This window comes from Streptomyces sp. JHA26, assembly GCF_002005565.1.
In the GTDB taxonomy this organism is placed as follows: Bacteria; Actinomycetota; Actinomycetes; order Streptomycetales; family Streptomycetaceae; genus Streptomyces.
Genome location: NZ_BDJC01000002.1, coordinates 112,143 through 128,819, shown reverse-complemented (window position 1 = coordinate 128,819; position 16,677 = coordinate 112,143). Strand labels below are relative to the sequence as shown.

At 72.2% G+C, this 16,677-nt stretch carries 15 protein-coding genes; 12 read left to right on the top strand and 3 right to left on the bottom strand.

The annotated features are described in order from the left end of the window. The first annotated feature begins 110 nt into the window (after nt 1–110). Nucleotides 111–1,229, top strand: a complete 1,119-nt coding sequence (locus JHAT_RS01920) for a sugar ABC transporter substrate-binding protein (protein ID WP_077796243.1) — start codon at nt 111–113, stop codon at nt 1,227–1,229. Between the two features lie 139 nt (nt 1,230–1,368). After that, nucleotides 1,369–2,391: a helix-turn-helix transcriptional regulator gene (locus JHAT_RS01915; protein ID WP_077796242.1), complete on the top strand. Its 1,023-nt coding sequence runs from the start codon at nt 1,369–1,371 to the stop codon at nt 2,389–2,391. Here the strand turns inward: JHAT_RS01915 and JHAT_RS01910 are convergent. Together JHAT_RS01910 and JHAT_RS01905 are read right to left on the bottom strand one after the other, a co-directional pair. Then, entirely contained in the window at nt 2,354–3,337 is a 984-nt protein-coding gene (locus JHAT_RS01910; protein WP_077796241.1) for a helix-turn-helix transcriptional regulator, read from the bottom strand. The two genes, JHAT_RS01915 and JHAT_RS01910, sit on opposite strands and share 38 nt — an antisense overlap. Then, nucleotides 3,334–4,341, bottom strand: a complete 1,008-nt coding sequence (locus JHAT_RS01905) for a helix-turn-helix transcriptional regulator (RefSeq protein ID WP_077796240.1) — start codon at nt 4,339–4,341, stop codon at nt 3,334–3,336. Before JHAT_RS01905 ends, JHAT_RS01910 begins: the two co-directional genes overlap by 4 nt. 304 nt (nt 4,342–4,645) lie before the next feature. On the opposite strand from JHAT_RS01905, the gene JHAT_RS01900 reads away from it, so the two are divergent. The 3 genes from JHAT_RS01900 (at nt 4,646) to JHAT_RS01890 (ending at nt 8,576) form a co-directional block, all read left to right on the top strand. After that, a complete protein-coding gene (locus JHAT_RS01900) occupies nt 4,646–4,981 on the top strand; it encodes a hypothetical protein (protein ID WP_077796239.1) in 336 nt (111 codons plus the stop codon). Between the two features lie 267 nt (nt 4,982–5,248). Then, nucleotides 5,249–7,846 (top strand): ATP-dependent chaperone ClpB, encoded by a 2,598-nt coding sequence (gene clpB / locus JHAT_RS01895; RefSeq protein WP_077796238.1) that lies wholly within the window; start codon nt 5,249–5,251, stop codon nt 7,844–7,846. A 196-nt stretch (nt 7,847–8,042) separates the two neighbouring features. Beyond that, the gene (locus tag JHAT_RS01890; protein ID WP_077796237.1) at nt 8,043–8,576 is read left to right on the top strand and encodes a YbjN domain-containing protein; all 534 of its coding nucleotides are present in this window, start codon (nt 8,043–8,045) and stop codon (nt 8,574–8,576) included. A gap of 80 nt (nt 8,577–8,656) precedes the next feature. Here the strand turns inward: JHAT_RS01890 and JHAT_RS01885 are convergent, their stop codons facing one another. Continuing rightward, a complete protein-coding gene (locus JHAT_RS01885; protein ID WP_077796236.1) occupies nt 8,657–9,847 on the bottom strand; it encodes a pyridoxal phosphate-dependent aminotransferase in 1,191 nt (396 codons plus the stop codon). Between the two features lie 165 nt (nt 9,848–10,012). Between JHAT_RS01885 and JHAT_RS01880 the strand changes: the two genes are divergently transcribed. The 7 genes from JHAT_RS01880 (at nt 10,013) to fbaA (ending at nt 16,653) form a co-directional block, all read left to right on the top strand. Beyond that, complete coding sequence (locus JHAT_RS01880; RefSeq protein ID WP_077796235.1) at nt 10,013–10,303, top strand: hypothetical protein; 291 nt, start codon at nt 10,013–10,015, stop codon at nt 10,301–10,303. Nucleotides 10,304–10,701: 398 nt separating this feature from the next. Further along, nucleotides 10,702–11,241, top strand: coding sequence for a DUF2617 family protein (locus tag JHAT_RS01875; protein WP_171990699.1), 540 nt, complete (start codon nt 10,702–10,704; stop codon nt 11,239–11,241). An 87-nt stretch (nt 11,242–11,328) separates the two neighbouring features. Further along, nucleotides 11,329–13,050, top strand: coding sequence for a polyamine aminopropyltransferase (locus JHAT_RS01870; protein ID WP_077796233.1), 1,722 nt, complete (start codon nt 11,329–11,331; stop codon nt 13,048–13,050). 120 nt (nt 13,051–13,170) lie between these two features. After that, nucleotides 13,171–14,013, top strand: coding sequence for an SRPBCC domain-containing protein (locus tag JHAT_RS01865; RefSeq protein ID WP_077796232.1), 843 nt, complete (start codon nt 13,171–13,173; stop codon nt 14,011–14,013). Between the two features lie 115 nt (nt 14,014–14,128). Further along, nucleotides 14,129–14,917: an aldose epimerase gene (locus tag JHAT_RS01860; RefSeq protein WP_077796231.1), complete on the top strand. Its 789-nt coding sequence runs from the start codon at nt 14,129–14,131 to the stop codon at nt 14,915–14,917. A gap of 10 nt (nt 14,918–14,927) precedes the next feature. After that, a complete protein-coding gene (gene pyrE / locus JHAT_RS01855; RefSeq protein WP_077796230.1) occupies nt 14,928–15,476 on the top strand; it encodes an orotate phosphoribosyltransferase in 549 nt (182 codons plus the stop codon). Between the two features lie 145 nt (nt 15,477–15,621). After that, entirely contained in the window at nt 15,622–16,653 is a 1,032-nt protein-coding gene (gene fbaA, locus JHAT_RS01850; RefSeq protein WP_077796229.1) for a class II fructose-bisphosphate aldolase, read from the top strand. Nucleotides 16,654–16,677 lie beyond the last annotated feature (24 nt).

Here is a 16,677-nt window from a genome sequence, read left to right as displayed (position 1 = left end):
TGGTGTTGTCATCTCGTTAAGTGGTTCCGCTTGACGATGGCGGCGGCGACGCGTTGGCTTTTCAGTCACCTGGGTTGCAATGCGGCCCCCGCGTCCGGAAGGCACCAGAAGTGATCTCCTGCATCCGTCGTATCGCCATATCCGTGGCGGCGTCCACGATGACCGTTTCGCTGGTCGGCTGTGGTGCGCTGGGCGCTTCGGAGAGCAGTGACGGCGCGAGCCCGTCGAAGGGCGACGACATCACGGTGGGGCTGCTGCTCCCGGAGACGGCGAACACGCGCTACGAGCAGTTCGACCACCCGTACTTCGAGAAGAAGATCGCCTCCCTGACCCGCGAGCAGGGCAAGGTCGAGTACGCCAACGCCGGGGCGAGCGCCTCCAAGCAGACCGAGCAGATGCAGAAGATGATCGACGCCAAGGTCGACGCCATCGTCCTGGACGCCGTGGACGCGCACGCCATCGCGCCGAGCGTGCAGAAGGCCGAGGACGCCGGCATCCCGGTCATCGCCTACGACCGGCTGGCCGAGGGCCCGATCGACGCCTACATCTCCTTCGACAACGAACTGGTCGGCGAGGTCCAGGGGCGCTCCCTCATCGAGGCGCTCGGCGGCAAGACGGACACCTCCGACAAGATCGTCATGATGAACGGCTCGCCCACCGACCCGAACGCCAAGCAGTTCAAGGCCGGTGCGATGTCCGAGCTGAACGGCAAGGTGACCATCGCCCAGTCCTTCGACACCAAGGACTGGGCGCCGGAGAACGCCGAGGCGAACATGGCGGAGGCGATCGAGGCGATCGGCGCGAAGAACATCGACGGCGTCTACTCCGCCAACGACGGCATGGCGGGCGGCATCATCGACGCCCTGGAGGAGGCGGGCGTCACCGACCTGCCGCCGATCACCGGCCAGGACGCGGAGCTGTCGGCGGTCCGGCGGATCGTCGCCGGCGAGCAGTACATGAGCGTCTACAAGCCCTACCCGCAGGAGGCCGAGAGCGCCGCGGAGATGGTCGTGGCGTACCTCCAGGGGCGGGACATCCAGTTCGACGCGCTCACCCGCGACAGGGTCGACAGCCCCAGCAACCAGGGCATCCCGGCGCAGCTGGTCCCGGTCGTCGCCCTGACGAAGGCCAACATCAAGGACACCGTCGTGGCGGACGGCTTCTACAAGGTCTCCGACATCTGCACGCCGAAGTTCGCCTCGGACTGCGCGGAGATCGGGCTGAAGTAGCCGTCGCCCACCGCACGGGCATACCGGTGCGAACCGGTGTCCCCCGGTCGCCGACCGGCGTGGAGCCGTGTTGCGGACCCGGTCCCGTCCGCGCATAGTTGCGCTGCGGAAAGGGCCGGAACCGGGGGTGGGATGGGCGATGACCGGGCACGGGGCTCAGGAGCATCCACACGGTGCCGACCGGCTGTGCGCGGCCGGGGACCGCGTGTACTCCCGGGCCGTGCGGCTCGGCCGGGTGCCGCGCCGGGACGCGGAGCCGGTGCCCTGCCTGCTGGAGCTGGCCCTGCTGCACCCCGACCCCGACGACATGGACTGGCTCGTGCCGACCTCCCCGCAGGAGGTCATGACGCGGTTGCTGCGCGGGGTGCACGAGGAGGTCAGGGCCAGTCAGCGGCGGGTGGGCGCGGCGGTGGAGGCCTTCGAGCGGTACGCGGGCCTGGGCCGGCACGTCCGGACGCCGGCGGCCGCGGAGGGCACGGCGATCCGGGTGCTGGACGGACTGGCCCGCATCCAGGGCGCGATGGACGAGGCGACCCAGGCGTGCACGACGGAGGTGCTCACCGTCCAGCCCGGCGGCATCCGGCGCGAGCACGAGCTGTCGGAGGGGCTGCACCGGGCGCTGGCGCTGCGCGGGCGCGGGGTGCGGATGCGGGACCTGTACACGCACGTCGCCCGGCACGGGCAGGGGCTGCTCACCTACCTGGAGCTGATGGGCGACGCGGTGGAGGCCCGCACCCTCGACGAGGTCGTCGACCGCCTCATCCTCTTCGACCGCACGGTGGCGTTCATCCCCGCCAACGCCGACTGCACGATGGCCCTGGAGCTGCGCCACCCCGCGCTGATCGCCTACCTGGTGACGGTCTTCGAGCGCCTGTGGCGCCTGGCGGTCCCGCTGACGGCGCCGCTCCCGGACACCGGCTTCGAGGGCGTCTCGCACCGCGAGCGGTCCATCGCGGCGCTGCTGGCGGAGGGGCACCAGGACGCGGTGGTCGCGGAGCGGCTGGGGATCAGCGTGCGGACGTGCCGGGCGCACATCGCCCGCCTGTCGGAGACCCTGGGCGCGACGAGCCGGACCCAGCTGGGGGTGCGCATCGCCCAGGCCGGCCTGGACGGCTCGCCCTCCGTCAGCGTTCCTGGTCGAGAATCCCCGAACGTCCGATGAGGTAACCGAGCTGGGCGCGGCTCTCGCTGCCGAGGGTGGCGGCGAGCTTGGCGATGTGGACGCGTGCGGTACGGACGTTCATGCCGAGGCGGTCGGCGATCGAGGCGTCCGTGTGCCCTTCGACGAGGAGGGCGGCGATGGCGCGCTGGCGGGGGGTGATGCCGTTGAGGGTGGGCTGCCGGACCGCCTGGGGGTACATGGGGACGGCCAGGTGCCAGAAGCGGTCGAACGTGTTGATGAAGTAGGCGATCAGGGCGGGGTGGCGGACTTCCAGAGCGAGTGAACGGTCGGCGCTGGCGGGGATGAAGGCGACGGTGCGGTCCACGATGACGAGGCGGTCGGTGACCTCGTCGAGGGTCCGCGCCTCCACGTCGCCCGTCAGGCGCTCGTAGCGCCCGATGACCAGGGGGGCGTGGCGGACGGTGTGCTGGTACAGCGCGCGCACCCGGCCGCCGTTGTCGAGGAACGCCTGGTCCCGTCGCATGGCGGCTTCGTGGTGGTGGAAGGGCGGGGCGACGAGGCCGTCGTGCGGTTGGATGGCGAGGAGCTGCTCCCGGCCCGCGGCCATGGCCTCGGTGATGGCCCGGCTCGTCCGTTCCTTGCCGCTGAGGATCCTGAGGGACGGGGTGTCCCCGCCCGTGGCGGTGGGCCCCTCGAGTCGCATGAGGGGTTCGAAGGCGTCGGCGAGCCGCTGCCCGCGGCGGCGTTCGCCGACGATGCGCTCCTCCGAGGAACGGAGCAGGCGCTGCAGGGCGACGGCCGGTGCGACGGGCTCCAGCCGGGTCAGGTCGTCGACCGACGGGTGCAGGAGGCCGTTGTCGACCAGGCAGGGCGCCTCGGCCGCCTCCTCGCCGGGCAGGTGCCCCTCCCGCAGGGCGCGGGCGTAGAGGCCGAGGCCCGCTTCGCACAGCTCCTCCCGTGCGTGCCGGTGCGTTCCCCCGGTCACGGGTGGCTCCCTCCCTGGCCGCCCTGGGCCTGTTCGAGGATCCCCGACTGCGCGATCAGGTAGCCCAGTTGGGCGCGGCTGCCGCTGCCCAGGACGGTCGCGAGTTTGGCGATGTGCGCGCGGCAGGTGCGCACGTTCATCCCCAGGCGCCGGGCGATGGCCTCGTCGACGTGGCCCTCGACCAGGAGTTTGGCGATGGAGTGCTGGATGTCGGTGATGCCGTCGGGGGCCGTCTCGTACGGTGTCCCGACCTTGAGCGGGACGGCGCGGGCCCACATGAACTCGAAGACCTTGATCAGGTACCGGACCAGTCCGGGATGGCGGAGCTCCAGGGCGACCTGGCGGTCCTCCCGCGTCGGGATGAAGGCCACCGTCTCGTCGCAGATGATGAGCCGCTCGACCAGTTCGTCGATGGTCCGGACCTCGACCTTGCCGTTGGCGATCCGCTCCACGTAGGCCAGGGTCTCGGGGCTGTGCCGCGCGGTGTGCTGGTACAGCGTCCGCAGCCGTACTCCGCGTTCGATGAGCGGCCTGTCCCGTTCGAGGCCCTTCAGGAGGTTGCTCTCCAGCCGGCGGCCACCGGGCTGCACGGTGAGGACTTCGGTGTGACATTCGGAAGTGGCCAGGTTCAGGGCCGCGTTGATGCGATCCTTGCCCTCCAGCACGGTGATGGCGTGGGTGGTCGCGGCGCTCTGGGCGCTCGCGGCCATGAAGGGCTCGAAGGCGTCGGCGAGTTCGACCGAGAGGCGCCTGCGTTCCGTGATCTCCCGCTCGAGGGGGTGGAGACGCTGTGCCAGGGCGACCGTCGGAGGGACGGGGCGCAGCCAGGTGGCGTCGTCGGGATCCGGGTGGAGCAGGGCGAACTCCATCAGGCAAGGGGCTTCCCCGACGTCCGCGCGTGCGATGCGGCCGGCCCGCAGCGCGCTGACGTAGAGGCGGCTGCCTTCGTCACAAAGTTCGGTTATGGCATGGGGATGCGCCGCTTGTTTCCCGTTTGTCCCCATTTTTCCACCCCCCAGGGTCCTGAACATGCAGGAACATGATGCACCGATTGTGTGGCCATGACGTGCCCGAATGAGCCATCGTCTTACCCGACGGGGGAAGAGGAGACCATCGAGTGAGGACGAAGCCGACTATGAGTAAGAGAATGCTTCGCTCGGTACTTGCCGCTGCTCTTTCCGCCGTTGTGGTGCTTGGGGCCGCGAGCGGCCTGGCCGGCAAGTCCAGTGACGTTCGGGCGAACACCGGGTCGATCACGGTTGTCGTGGGTGGGGACCACACCGACGACACGTCTTGGAATTGATCACGATGACCACTCCACCCGACGACCGTTCCTTCCGTCGCGAGATGGCCACCGCCTACCGCTCCGGCTGGCACTTCATCGATCTGGTCACCGCGATCCCGCATCCCGGTGACTCCCTGATGGTGACGGTCTTCGGCGAGCCGGTCGTCGTCACGCTGGACGAGGACGGCGACGTACGGGCGTACCGATGCCTGCGGCGGCCTCGGGGGGCGCCGCGGCCCGTGCGGTGTGCCGTCCGGTACGGAATGATCTTTGTGAACCTGGACCAGAGGGACCACCGGCTCGCTCAGCCGGAGCTCCCCGAAGTGAGGACCATCTCGGCCACCCCCCGCAGTGCCTGACGCGATTCCCCCGTCGTAACAGATCGCTCAGGTGCTTCCCCCCGGCAGCGGCGTCACCGTGACCTGAACACGGTGACGCCGCTGTCGTCATGCCCGGACATGTCCGGGCATCGATGTGTTTCCCGTCCGGCCGGAAGTCCCTCGCGGCACGGCCCGCCGCCGTTTCCCCCTTGAGTGGAATAGACTCAACTTTGTGCACGTTGGCCGAGTCAGTCATGGAAGACGCGGCCGAACCGCCGACGGTTGACGCAGGAGGGAAGCCAGAACGTGGACGCCGAGCTGACCAACCGGAGCCGGGACGCGATCAACGCGGCCAGCAACCGGGCCGTGACCGAGGGACACCCCGATCTCACCCCCGCCCACCTGCTCCTGGCTCTGCTCCAGGGACAGGACAACGAGAACATCACCGACCTGCTCGCCGCCGTCGAGGCCGACCTCGCGGTCGTGCGGTCCGGCGCCGAGCGCATCCTCGCCGGGCTGCCCAGCGTCACCGGGTCCACGGTCGCGCCGCCGCAGCCCAACCGTGAGATGCTCGCCGTGGTCGCCGACGCCCAGGCCCGCGCCAAGGAACTCGGGGACGAGTACCTCTCCACCGAGCACCTGCTCCTCGGCATCGCCGCGAAGGGCGGCGCGGCCGGTGAGGTACTGGAGGGGCAGGGAGCCAGTGCGAAGAAGCTGCAGGAGGCCTTCCGCAGGGCGAGGGGAGGGCGCCGGGTGACCACCGCCGACCCCGAGGGGCAGTACAAGGCGCTGGAGAAGTTCGGCACCGACCTGACCGCCGCCGCACGCGAGGGCAGGCTGGACCCGGTCATCGGACGGGACCACGAGATCAGGCGCGTCGTGCAGGTGCTGTCCCGCCGCACCAAGAACAACCCCGTCCTCATCGGCGAGCCGGGTGTCGGCAAGACCGCCGTCGTCGAGGGGCTCGCCCAGCGGATCGTCAAGGGCGACGTGCCCGAGTCGCTCAAGGGCAAGCGGCTGGTCGCGCTGGACCTCGGCGCGATGGTCGCCGGCGCCAAGTACCGCGGCGAGTTCGAGGAGCGGCTGAAGACCGTCCTGGCGGAGATCAAGGACTCCGAGGGCCAGATCATCACCTTCATCGACGAGCTGCACACCGTCGTGGGGGCCGGCGCCGGCGGCGACTCCGCCATGGACGCCGGGAACATGCTCAAGCCGATGCTCGCGCGCGGCGAGCTGCGCATGGTCGGCGCGACCACGCTCGACGAGTACCGCGAGCGGATCGAGAAGGACCCCGCCCTGGAGCGGCGCTTCCAGCAGGTGCTGGTCGCCGAGCCGACCGTCGAGGACTCCATCGCGATCCTGCGCGGGCTCAAGGGCCGCTACGAGGCCCACCACAAGGTGCAGATCGCGGACAGCGCGCTGGTGGCCGCCGCGACGCTGTCCGACCGGTACATCACCTCCCGCTTCCTGCCCGACAAGGCCATCGACCTCGTCGACGAGGCCGCGTCCCGGCTGCGCATGGAGATCGACTCCTCGCCCGTCGAGATCGACGAGCTCCAGCGCGCCGTCGACCGGCTGAAGATGGAGGAGCTGGCGATCGGCCGGGAGACCGACGCCGCCTCGCTGGAGCGCCTGGAGCGGCTGCGCCGCGACCTCGCCGACAAGGAGGAGGAGCTGCGCGGCCTCACCGCCCGCTGGGAGAAGGAGAAGCAGTCCCTCAACCGGGTCGGCGAGCTGAAGGAGAAGCTCGACGAACTGCGCGGGCAGGCCGAGCGCGCCCAGCGCGACGGCGACTTCGACACCGCCTCCAAGCTGCTCTACGGCGAGATCCCGGCCCTGGAGCGCGACCTGGAGGCCGCCTCCGAGGCCGAGGAGGAGGTGGCCAGGGACACCATGGTCAAGGAGGAGGTCGGCGCCGACGACATCGCCGACGTCGTCGCCTCCTGGACCGGCATCCCCGCCGGGCGCCTGCTGGAGGGCGAGACGCAGAAGCTGCTGCGCATGGAGGACGAGCTCGGCAAGCGGCTCATCGGGCAGACCGAGGCCGTGCGGGCCGTGTCCGACGCCGTGCGGCGCAGCCGGGCCGGGATCGCCGACCCCGACCGGCCCACCGGGTCGTTCCTCTTCCTGGGCCCGACCGGTGTCGGCAAGACCGAACTGGCCAAGGCGCTCGCCGACTTCCTCTTCGACGACGAGCGGGCCATGGTCCGCATCGACATGTCGGAGTACGGCGAGAAGCACAGCGTCGCCCGGCTGGTCGGCGCCCCGCCCGGATACGTCGGCTACGAGGAGGGCGGCCAGCTCACCGAGGCCGTGCGGCGGCGCCCGTACACCGTGGTGCTGCTGGACGAGGTGGAGAAGGCGCACCCCGAGGTCTTCGACATCCTGCTCCAGGTGCTGGACGACGGGCGCCTCACCGACGGGCAGGGCCGCACCGTCGACTTCCGCAACACCATCCTGGTGCTGACCTCCAACCTGGGCAGCCAGTACCTGGTCGACCCGCTGACCAGCGAGACGGAGAAGAAGGAACAGGTCCTGGAGGTGGTCCGGGCGTCGTTCAAGCCGGAGTTCCTCAACCGGCTCGACGACCTCGTGGTCTTCTCCGCCCTGAGCAAGGACGAGCTGAGCCGGATCGCACGGCTCCAGATCGACGCGCTCGCCCGGCGCCTCGCCGAGCGCCGCCTCACCCTGGAGGTCACCGACGACGCCCTGGCGTGGCTGGCCGACGAGGGCATGGACCCGGCCTACGGCGCCCGCCCGCTGCGCCGCCTCGTGCAGACCGCGATCGGCGACCGGCTCGCCCGGGAGATCCTCGCCGGCGAGATCAAGGACGGCGACACGGTCCGCGTGGACCGCTTCGGCGACGACCTGATCGTGGGCCCGGCGAGCGACAGGACGCCGTAGCCCCGACGGTCCGGACGCGGCCCGTCATCCCCCTGCGGGGTGGCGGGCCGCCCGTACGGACGCCCGCGGCCGTCCGCCGGGGTCCACCCGACCGGCCGGATCGTGTCAGCCCAGGGCTGACAGGGCCACGGCGGGCTTGCCACGCCCCTCCCTGCATGGGGGAGGATGGTGTGATCCGTACGAAGGGAAAAACACGGTGAGCATCGACCCGTCCTCGATTCCGAACTTCGGGGGCCAGCCCGAGCCGCAGCCCCAAGGGCCGGCGGGCCCCGTCGTCCCGGATCAGGACCTCGTGAAGCAGCTCCTCGAGCAGATGGAGCTCAAGTACGTCGTCGACGACGAGGGCGACCTCGCGGCGCCGTGGGAGCAGTTCCGTACGTACTTCATGTTCCGCGGCGAGGGCGACCAGCAGATCTTCTCGGTGCGGACGTTCTACGACCGCCCCCACGAGATCGACGCCAAGCCGCAGCTGCTGGAGTCGCTCGACGACTGGAACCGGCGCACCCTGTGGCCCAAGGTGTACTCCCACACCCACGACGACGGCACCGTCCGCCTGATCGGCGAGGCGCAGATGCTGATCGGCATGGGCGTCAGCCTGGAGCACTTCGTCTCCTCGACGGTCAGCTGGGTGCGCGCCGCCATCGAGTTCGACCGCTGGCTGGTGGAGCAGCTCGGCCTGGAGCAGGAGGTCGACGGGGCGGAGAAGCCCGAGGACGAGGGCGGCGAGTAGTCCGCCCCCACGCACCGGGGAGCCCGGCCAGGGCACCGACCGCCGTCCGGGGTCGTGTGCCGGGGCCGGGCTCTCGCCGTTCAGCCCCCCAGCGTCTTCAGCCGCCGCACGGCCTCCTCCAGGACCGACGTCCGCTTGCAGAACGCGAACCGGACGAAGGGGGCGCCCGCCTCCCGGTGGTCGTAGAAGACCGCGTTGGGGATGGCGACGACGCCCGCGCGTTCCGGCAGGTCCCGGCAGAAGGCGAAGCCGTCGCTCTCGCCGAGGGGGCGGATGTCGGTGGTGACGAAGTACGTCCCGGCGGGGCGGTAGACGTCGAAGCCCGCCTCCGCGAGGCCGGACACGAGGAGGTTCCGTCTGGTCTCCATGTCCGCGCGGAAGCCGGAGAGGTAGGAGTCGGGCAGTGCGAGGGCCTCGGCGACGGCGTACTGGAAGGGGCCCGACGCCACGTAGGTCAGGTACTGCTTGGCCGAGCGGACCGCGGTGACCAGGGCGGGCGGCGCGGTGATCCAGCCGACCTTCCAGCCGGTGAACGAGTACGTCTTGCCGGCCGAGCTGATCGTCACCGTGCGCTCGCGCATCCCCGGGAAGGACGCGAGGGGGACGTGCTCGGCCGTGTCGAAGACCAGGTGCTCGTAGACCTCGTCCGTCACCACCAACAGGTCCCGCTCGAGGGCCAGTTCGGCGACCGCCGCGAGTTCGGCGCGGGTCAGGACGGTGCCCGTCGGGTTGTGCGGGGTGTTGAGCAGCAGCAGGCGGGTGCGGTCGGTGACCGCGTCGCGCAGCTCGTCCAGGTCGAGGCGGAACGCGCCCTCGTGCGGGTGCAGGGTCACCGGCACCCGCGTGCCGCCCGCCATGGCGATGCAGGCCGCGTACGAGTCGTAGTACGGCTCCAGCGCGATCACCTCGTCGCCGGGTTCCAGCAGGGCCAGCAGGGAAGCGGCGATGGCCTCGGTGGCGCCGGCGGTGACCAGGACCTCGGTGTCCGGGTCGTAGGACAGGCCGTAGTGCCGCTGCTGGTGGGCGGCGACGGCGGTGCGCAGCTCGGGAACGCCCGGACCCGGCGGGTACTGGTTGCCGCGCCCGTCGCGCAGGGCCCGTACGGCCGCCTCCCGGATCTCCTCGGGGCCGTCGGTGTCGGGGAACCCCTGGCCCAGGTTGATCGCCCCGGTCTTCACCGCCAGGGCGGACATCTCGGCGAAGACCGTGGTCCCGAACTCGGCGAGCCGGCGGTTGAGGAAGGGGCGTGCGCTGGAGGTCATGGCGGCCATCCTGCGCCGAAGCTCTGGAGTTCCTCAACTCTGCTTTGGGGCGCGTCGGGCGAGGGCATCTCCCGTTCACGCAACGAGCTCCATCGGAAGCGAGGCGCCCACGGGGGGTTGCTTCGGGGGAACTTCCGGGCCACGGGCCCGGGGGAATGGAAGGAGGGTGACGCCATGCTCGTCGGCATCATCCTGGTCGTCGTCGTCGCTCTGGCCCTCGCCGGGATCGTCTCCCGCGTGCGGGGCGGCTCCACCGCCGGCCGCGCGCGCGGCCGGGGTTCGCGGTCGTCCGGCGGTGGCTACAGCAGCAACAACAGCTGGTGGGCCGGAGACAGCAGCTCGTCCTCGGGCGGGCACCACGGAGGCCACTCCTGCGGGAGCGGTTCGTCCTGCGGCGGCGGCTCGTCCTGCGGAGGCGGGTCGTCCTGCGGGGGAGGGGGCGGCGGATGCGGTGGAGGCAGCTGACACGGGGCAGCTGAGCTCCGGCCAGGGGGAACCGCATCCGCTTCGAGGGGACCCGCGCCTGGGTCCGGGTCCCGCGTCCCCATCGAGAGCGCCCATCGGGAATCACACCCGGTGGGCGCTCTCGCACACCGGCGCGCACCGAGCGGGCCGGGCGCACGCCCTGGTTGAACAGTTGAGCTGTGGAGCCCCCCGAGGGATGGAAACGCCACGAAGTTGGGTAAAAACGCTGTGGTACCGCCACAGTTCATGATTCGCTCTCCTTCGTCGACGCAGCCCCTCGGACGACCTGTTGACCCCCCTCCTGACCGGCCGACCGGGCTGACCGGGCCACCTCCCCGACAGTGCCGGGGTGCGCGGGCCCCACGCCCTTTTCCCTTGTGCGCTTGCGGAGCCGATCCATGCTCACGACCCTGAACACCGCCTACACCGACACCCGCGCCGCCGACCTGGCCTGGGCGCTGGGGCGCGAACCGCTGCCCGCGCTGGCCAGCCTCGATCTCGAACTGGCGGGCTCCAGGCTGCAGTTGCGGCTCCTCGGTGCCTCCCACCAAGTGCTGCTGGAGGAGGCGGACGGCGGCAGCTGCTCGGAGACGGTCGCGTGCATCCCGGGCAGCAGCACCCCGCTTCCGCTCGGTGTGGCCAAGCGGGTGGGCGACTGGGAGTACGAGTTCGCCGCCCGCGTGGAGCTGCTCACGCCGGGTTCCTTCGCGGGCCGCGCCCAGGAACTGCTGGCCCTGGTCGCCGACCACCCGCACGGGCTGGCCGGCGTCTTCCCCGGCAGCCCGCACGCCTTCACCGCGCTGCTCGCGCACCGGCACGAGGGGCAGGTGCACTGGCGCACCTGGCACGCCTATCCGCAGGACGGCCAGCTGGTGGCGACCCGGACCCGGGTCGGCGTCCGGGTGCCGGCGCCGCAGCTCAGCTCGTCCGGGGCGTGAGCCGGGTAAACCCGCGGGACCCGTGGAACGGAAGTTTCACACGTGTGGGTGACGAAGCGCAGTGGGAGAGTGACGTAACGTCACTGCGTGATCGAACCGCACGCTCCCGCTCCGCCCGGCCCTCCGCCGTCCTGGAACGGCGCGGACGGGCGCGGCGGCCGCCCGGACGGACCGGACCGTCGCAGCGGCCCTCGGGGGCCGGGTGGCCCGAGCGATCCGGCGGGGGCCGGAGCGGCGGGATCCGGTGAGACCCTCCGGCTGCCCGTCCGGCCCGGCACCGGGCGGTTCCTGGTCCTCGCGGGCGTCTTCGTCTGCGCGGCCTGCGGACTCGTGTACGAACTCGAACTGGTCGCCCTCGCCTCGTACCTGATCGGCGACTCGGTCACCCAGGCGTCCGTCGTCCTGTCCGTCATGGTCTTCGCCATGGGCGTCGGCTCGCTCGCCGCCAAGCGGCTGCGCCGGTTCGCGGCGGCCGGGTTCGGCGCCGTCGAGGCCGTCCTCGCCCTCGTCGGCGGCTCCAGCGCCATGGTGCTGTACGCCGTCTTCGCCTGGACCGGCGGCTGGGGCGGCCTGTGGTCCGACGGACCGCGCTTCCTCCTGGTCGCCTTCTCGCTCGCCATCGGCCTGCTGATCGGCGCCGAGGTGCCGCTGCTGATGGAGCTGATCCAGCGCATCCGCCGCCAGGACGTGGGCGGCGCCGTCGCCGACCTGTTCGCCGCGGACTACGTCGGCGCCCTCGTCGGCGGCCTCGCCTTCCCCTTCGTCCTGCTGCCCTTCCTCGGCCAGCTGACCGGCGCGCTGCTCACCGGCACGGTCAACGCGGCCGTCGGCGCCGCCCTGGTCCTCGGCCTGTTCCGGCGGGACCTGAGCCGCCGGGCCCGCCGGCTGCTGCTGACCGCCAACGCCGTCGTGCTGGCCGTCCTCGCCTCGGCGACCGTCCTCGCCGACGACTTCGAAGGCGCGGCCCGGCGCGCGGTCTACGGCCAGGACGTCCGCGTGGCCGTCCGGACCGACGCGCAGGAGGTGGTCCTCACCGGGGGCACCGACGGCCGGCCGCTCCACCTCTTCCTGGACGGCCGGCTGCGGGTCGGCGGCGACGAGCGCCGGTACCACGAGGCCCTGGTGCGCCCGGCCATGGCCGGACCGCACGCGCGGGTGCTGATCCTCGGCGGCGGCGACGGCCTCGCCGCGCGGGAGGTGCTGCGCCACCCGGGCGTGCGCCGCGTCGACGTCCTGGAACCCGACCCGGGCCTCACCCGGCTGGCCCGGCACGATCCCGCCCTGTCCGCGCTGAACGAGCACGCCTACGGCGACCCGCGCGTCCACGTCGGGGCCGCGGACGCCTTCCACCGGCTGCGCTCGACGCCCACCGCGACGTACGACGTGGTGATCTCGGACCTGCCCGACCCCGGCGTCACGGCCGGCACCAAGCTGTACTCGCAGGAGTTCTACGGCCTGCTGCGGCGCGTGCTGGCACCCGGCGGGCGGCTGGCCGTGCACGCCGGGCCGGTCTCCTCGCGGCCCCGGGCGTTCTGGACCGTCGACGCGACGCTGCGCGCGGCGGGGCTGCGGACCGTGGCCTACCGCGTCGACGGCCGCGGCACCGGCTCCACCGCCGGCACCTCCCGCGCACCCCGGGACTGGGGCTTCGTCCTCGCCGCCCGCACGTCCCCCGGCCTGCGCCTCGACCCGGCGGCCTCCCGCCCGCGCACCCTCACCCGGCGGTCCCTCACCGCGGCCGCCCGGTCGGCGGCCGGCACGCGCGTACCCGGACTGCCGCCGTCCACGCTGGTGCATCCGCGGTACTGAACCCACCGGGTGCGCGGGCCCGGCACGTCCCCCGACGGCCGACGGCCCGAGTGCCGCGGGGCGGACGAGTTCGCGCCGACGGGGGGTGCGCCGGGCGCCCGCTGGGTAGGCTGCGCAGACATGGAGCATGAGGTGTTCGTTCCGGTTCCGGCCGAGCGGCTCAGGGACGTGCTGGCCGACCCCGTCCGGGTCGCCCGGGCGGTTCCGGGGCTCCAGCAGGACGCCGGCGCCGATCCCGTCGCGGGACGGCTGAAGGTCCGCATCGGCGGCAGCTCCATCACCTACCGGGGCTCCCTGCGCCTGACCGCGCGCGACGACGGGGCGTACGTCGTCGAGGGCGACGCCACGGAGTCGCGCGGCACCGGCGCGGTCACGCTCGCGCTCGTCCTGCGGGTGCGGGACGCCGACGGCGGTTCCACCCTCGCGTGCACCGGGACGGCCACCGCGGACGGGCGTGTCACGGAGCTGCCGAAGGAGTCGGTGACGTCGGCCGCCACCCGCCTGGTGACCCGGTTCGCGGAGAACCTGGGTGCGGCGGCCGCGCAGACGGAGCCGGGGCACACGTCGGTCTTCGACACCGAGGTCCCCCCGTCCTCCCTCGACCCGGACGCGGACGCGGACGTGGACGTGGACGTCGACACCGACGCCGACGCGGGCGTGGGCGTGGCCGGACCCGAGGTGCACGACGGCGACGAGGCCGAGGAGGCCCCGGCCGCCCCGCGGTTCCCCACCGCCCCCGAAGCCGCCGAACCCCCCGCCGAGGCCGCGCACGCGCGCCGCACGATGATCGGCCGCAGCGCCGAGGAGGTGGACCACGCCCCGCCGCGCGGCCGCTACGCCCCCGTTCCGGCACCCCAGGCGAACGCGTCCGGCAGCCCCCTGCGCTGGGCCGCCCCGGCGGCGGCCCTGGCCGTGGCCTCGGCGATCGTGGTCGGCAGGGCGCTGCGCAACAAGCGCCACTGACCCGCGGGCGCGCCCCGGGCCGCGGCGCCGGGCCCCGGACCGCCGGCGCCCCCGCCGTCCGCCCCGTGGCCCCGGCCCGGTGGGGCACCCTTGATCACCCCAGTAGGGTCGTGGCGTGAGTAACGAACCCATCACGCTGACCGCGGGTGACGCGGAGGCGACCGTGCTGCCGGGCAACGGCGGCCGGATCGGCGGGCTCCGTGTCGGCGGCACCGAGCTGCTGCGCCAGGGCGACCGCTACGGCTGCTTCCCGATGGTCCCCTGGTGCGGCCGGATCCGCGAGGGCCGCTTCCGGGACGGTGCCGCCGTCCACCGGATGCCGCTGAACTCCCCGCCGCACGCCATCCACGGCACCGCCCGCGACGGTGCCTGGCGCACCGCCCGCGTCACCGGGAACGAGGCCGTCATCACGTACGACCTCGTCGACCCCTGGCCCTACTCGGGTCGCGTCACGCAGGTGATCGCGCTCGCCGGGGACGCCCTGACGCTGACGATGTCCGTGGAGACGTACGAGTCGTCCTTCCCGGCGCAGATCGGCTGGCACCCGTGGTTCAACCGCACCCTCGACGGGGCGGACGTGGCGATCGCCTTCGACCCCGCCTGGCAGGAGGAGCGCGGCGACGACCACCTGCCCACCGGCCACCGCATCGACCCGAAGCCGGGCCCCTGGGACGACTGCTTCGGCATGCCGGACGGTGTCGACGTGACCCTGACCTGGCCGGGCCGGCTGGAGCTGAAGGTGACCAGCCCGGAGCAGTGGGCCGTGGTCTACGACGAGCAGGAGGCCGCCGTCTGCGTCGAGCCGCAGACCGGGCCGCCCGACGGCCTGAACACCCACCCGCGCCTGGTCACGCCGCTGGAGCCGCTGGAGGCCACGACGACCTGGAGCTGGACCCGGCTCTAAGCTGGTGCGCATGACGGACGTACGCGGCGCGCTGCTGCAGCAGATCAAGGACAAGGCCGTGGTGCACGGCAAGGTGACCCTCTCCTCGGGTCTCGAGGCCGACTACTACGTCGACCTGCGCCGCATCACCCTGGACGGCGAGGCCGCGCCGCTGGTCGGACAGGTGCTGCTGGACCTGACCGACGACCTGGAGTTCGACGCGGTCGGCGGGCTGACCATGGGCGCCGACCCGGTCGCCGCGAGCATGCTGCACGCCGCCGCCGCGCGCGGCAGGCGCCTGGACGCGTTCGTCGTCCGCAAGGCCGCCAAGGCGCACGGTCTGCAGCGCCGCGTCGAGGGCCCGGACATCAAGGGCCGCCGCGTCCTCGTCGTCGAGGACACCTCCACCACCGGCGGCTCCCCGCTCACCGCCGTCGAGGCCGTGCGCGAGGCCGGCGCCGAGGTCGTGGCCGTGGCGACGATCGTCGACCGGGCGACGGGCGCCGCCGAGAAGATCCAGGAGGGCGCGGGGGTGCCGTACCGGTACGCCTACGCCAAGGACGAGCTGGGCCTGGACTGATACCAGGGGCCGAGACGGGGCCGGGGTCCACTCGGGTATTCCCGCTTCGTCTGGAAGGATGGGGCCGACGATGACGTCGCCCCCCAGTCCTAGGTCAGGGCCATAAGCACCAACACGCCCACCCGCACATACAAGGAGCGGACAGATGCCCATCGCAACTCCCGAGGTCTACAACGAGATGCTGGACCGGGCGAAGGCAGGAAAGTTCGCCTACCCGGCCATCAACGTGACCTCTTCCCAGACGCTGCACGCCGCCCTGCGCGGCTTCGCGGAGGCGGAGAGCGACGGCATCGTCCAGATCTCCACCGGCGGCGCCGAGTTCCTGGGCGGCCAGCACAACAAGGACATGGTGACCGGCGCCGTCGCCCTCGCCGAGTTCGCGCACATCGTCGCCGAGAAGTACGACGTCACCGTCGCGCTGCACACGGACCACTGCCCGAAGGACAAGCTCGACGGGTACGTGCGTCCGCTGCTCGCGGTCTCCGAGGAGCGCGTCAAGGCCGGCCGCAACCCGCTGTTCCAGTCGCACATGTGGGACGGCTCCGCCGAGACCCTGTCCGACAACCTCGCCATCGCGCAGGAGCTGCTGGAGCGCGCCCGCGCCGCCAAGATCATCCTCGAGGTCGAGATCACCCCGACCGGCGGCGAGGAGGACGGCGTCTCCCACGAGATCAACGACTCCCTCTACACCACCGTCGACGACGCGGTCCGCACCGTCGAGGCCCTGGGCCTGGGCGAGAAGGGCCGCTACCTGCTCGCCGCGTCCTTCGGCAACGTGCACGGCGTCTACAAGCCGGGCAACGTGGTGCTCCGTCCCGAGCTGCTCAAGGAGCTGAACGAGGGCGTCGCCGCCAAGTACGGCCAGCCGGCCGGCAGCAAGCCGTTCAACTTCGTCTTCCACGGCGGCTCCGGCTCCACCGCCGAGGAGATCGCGACCGCGCTGGAGAACGGCGTGGTCAAGATGAACATCGACACCGACACCCAGTACGCCTTCACGCGTCCGGTCGTCGCCCACATGTTCAGCAACTACGACGGCGTCCTGAAGGTCGACGGCGAGGTCGGCAACAAGAAGACCTACGACCCGCGCACCTGGGGCAAGCTGGCCGAGGCCGGCATGGCCGCGCGCGTCGTCGAGGCCTGCGGCCACCTGCGCTCGGCGGGCCAGAAGATCAAGTAAGGCCGCGAAGCGCACGACGGGCCC

Coding starts and splice junctions, on each gene's coding strand:
- JHAT_RS01915 (WP_077796242.1), top strand. CDS start 1,369: ATGACCGGGCACGGGGCTCAGGAGCATCCACACGGTGCCGACCGGCTG.
- JHAT_RS01905 (WP_077796240.1), bottom strand. CDS start 4,341: ATGGGGACAAACGGGAAACAAGCGGCGCATCCCCATGCCATAACCGAA.
- JHAT_RS01900 (WP_077796239.1), top strand. CDS start 4,646: ATGACCACTCCACCCGACGACCGTTCCTTCCGTCGCGAGATGGCCACC.
- JHAT_RS01885 (WP_077796236.1), bottom strand. CDS start 9,847: ATGGCCGCCATGACCTCCAGCGCACGCCCCTTCCTCAACCGCCGGCTC.
- JHAT_RS01880 (WP_077796235.1), top strand. CDS start 10,013: ATGCTCGTCGGCATCATCCTGGTCGTCGTCGTCGCTCTGGCCCTCGCC.
- JHAT_RS01875 (WP_171990699.1), top strand. CDS start 10,702: ATGCTCACGACCCTGAACACCGCCTACACCGACACCCGCGCCGCCGAC.
- JHAT_RS01865 (WP_077796232.1), top strand. CDS start 13,171: ATGGAGCATGAGGTGTTCGTTCCGGTTCCGGCCGAGCGGCTCAGGGAC.
- pyrE (WP_077796230.1), top strand. CDS start 14,928: ATGACGGACGTACGCGGCGCGCTGCTGCAGCAGATCAAGGACAAGGCC.
- fbaA (WP_077796229.1), top strand. CDS start 15,622: ATGCCCATCGCAACTCCCGAGGTCTACAACGAGATGCTGGACCGGGCG.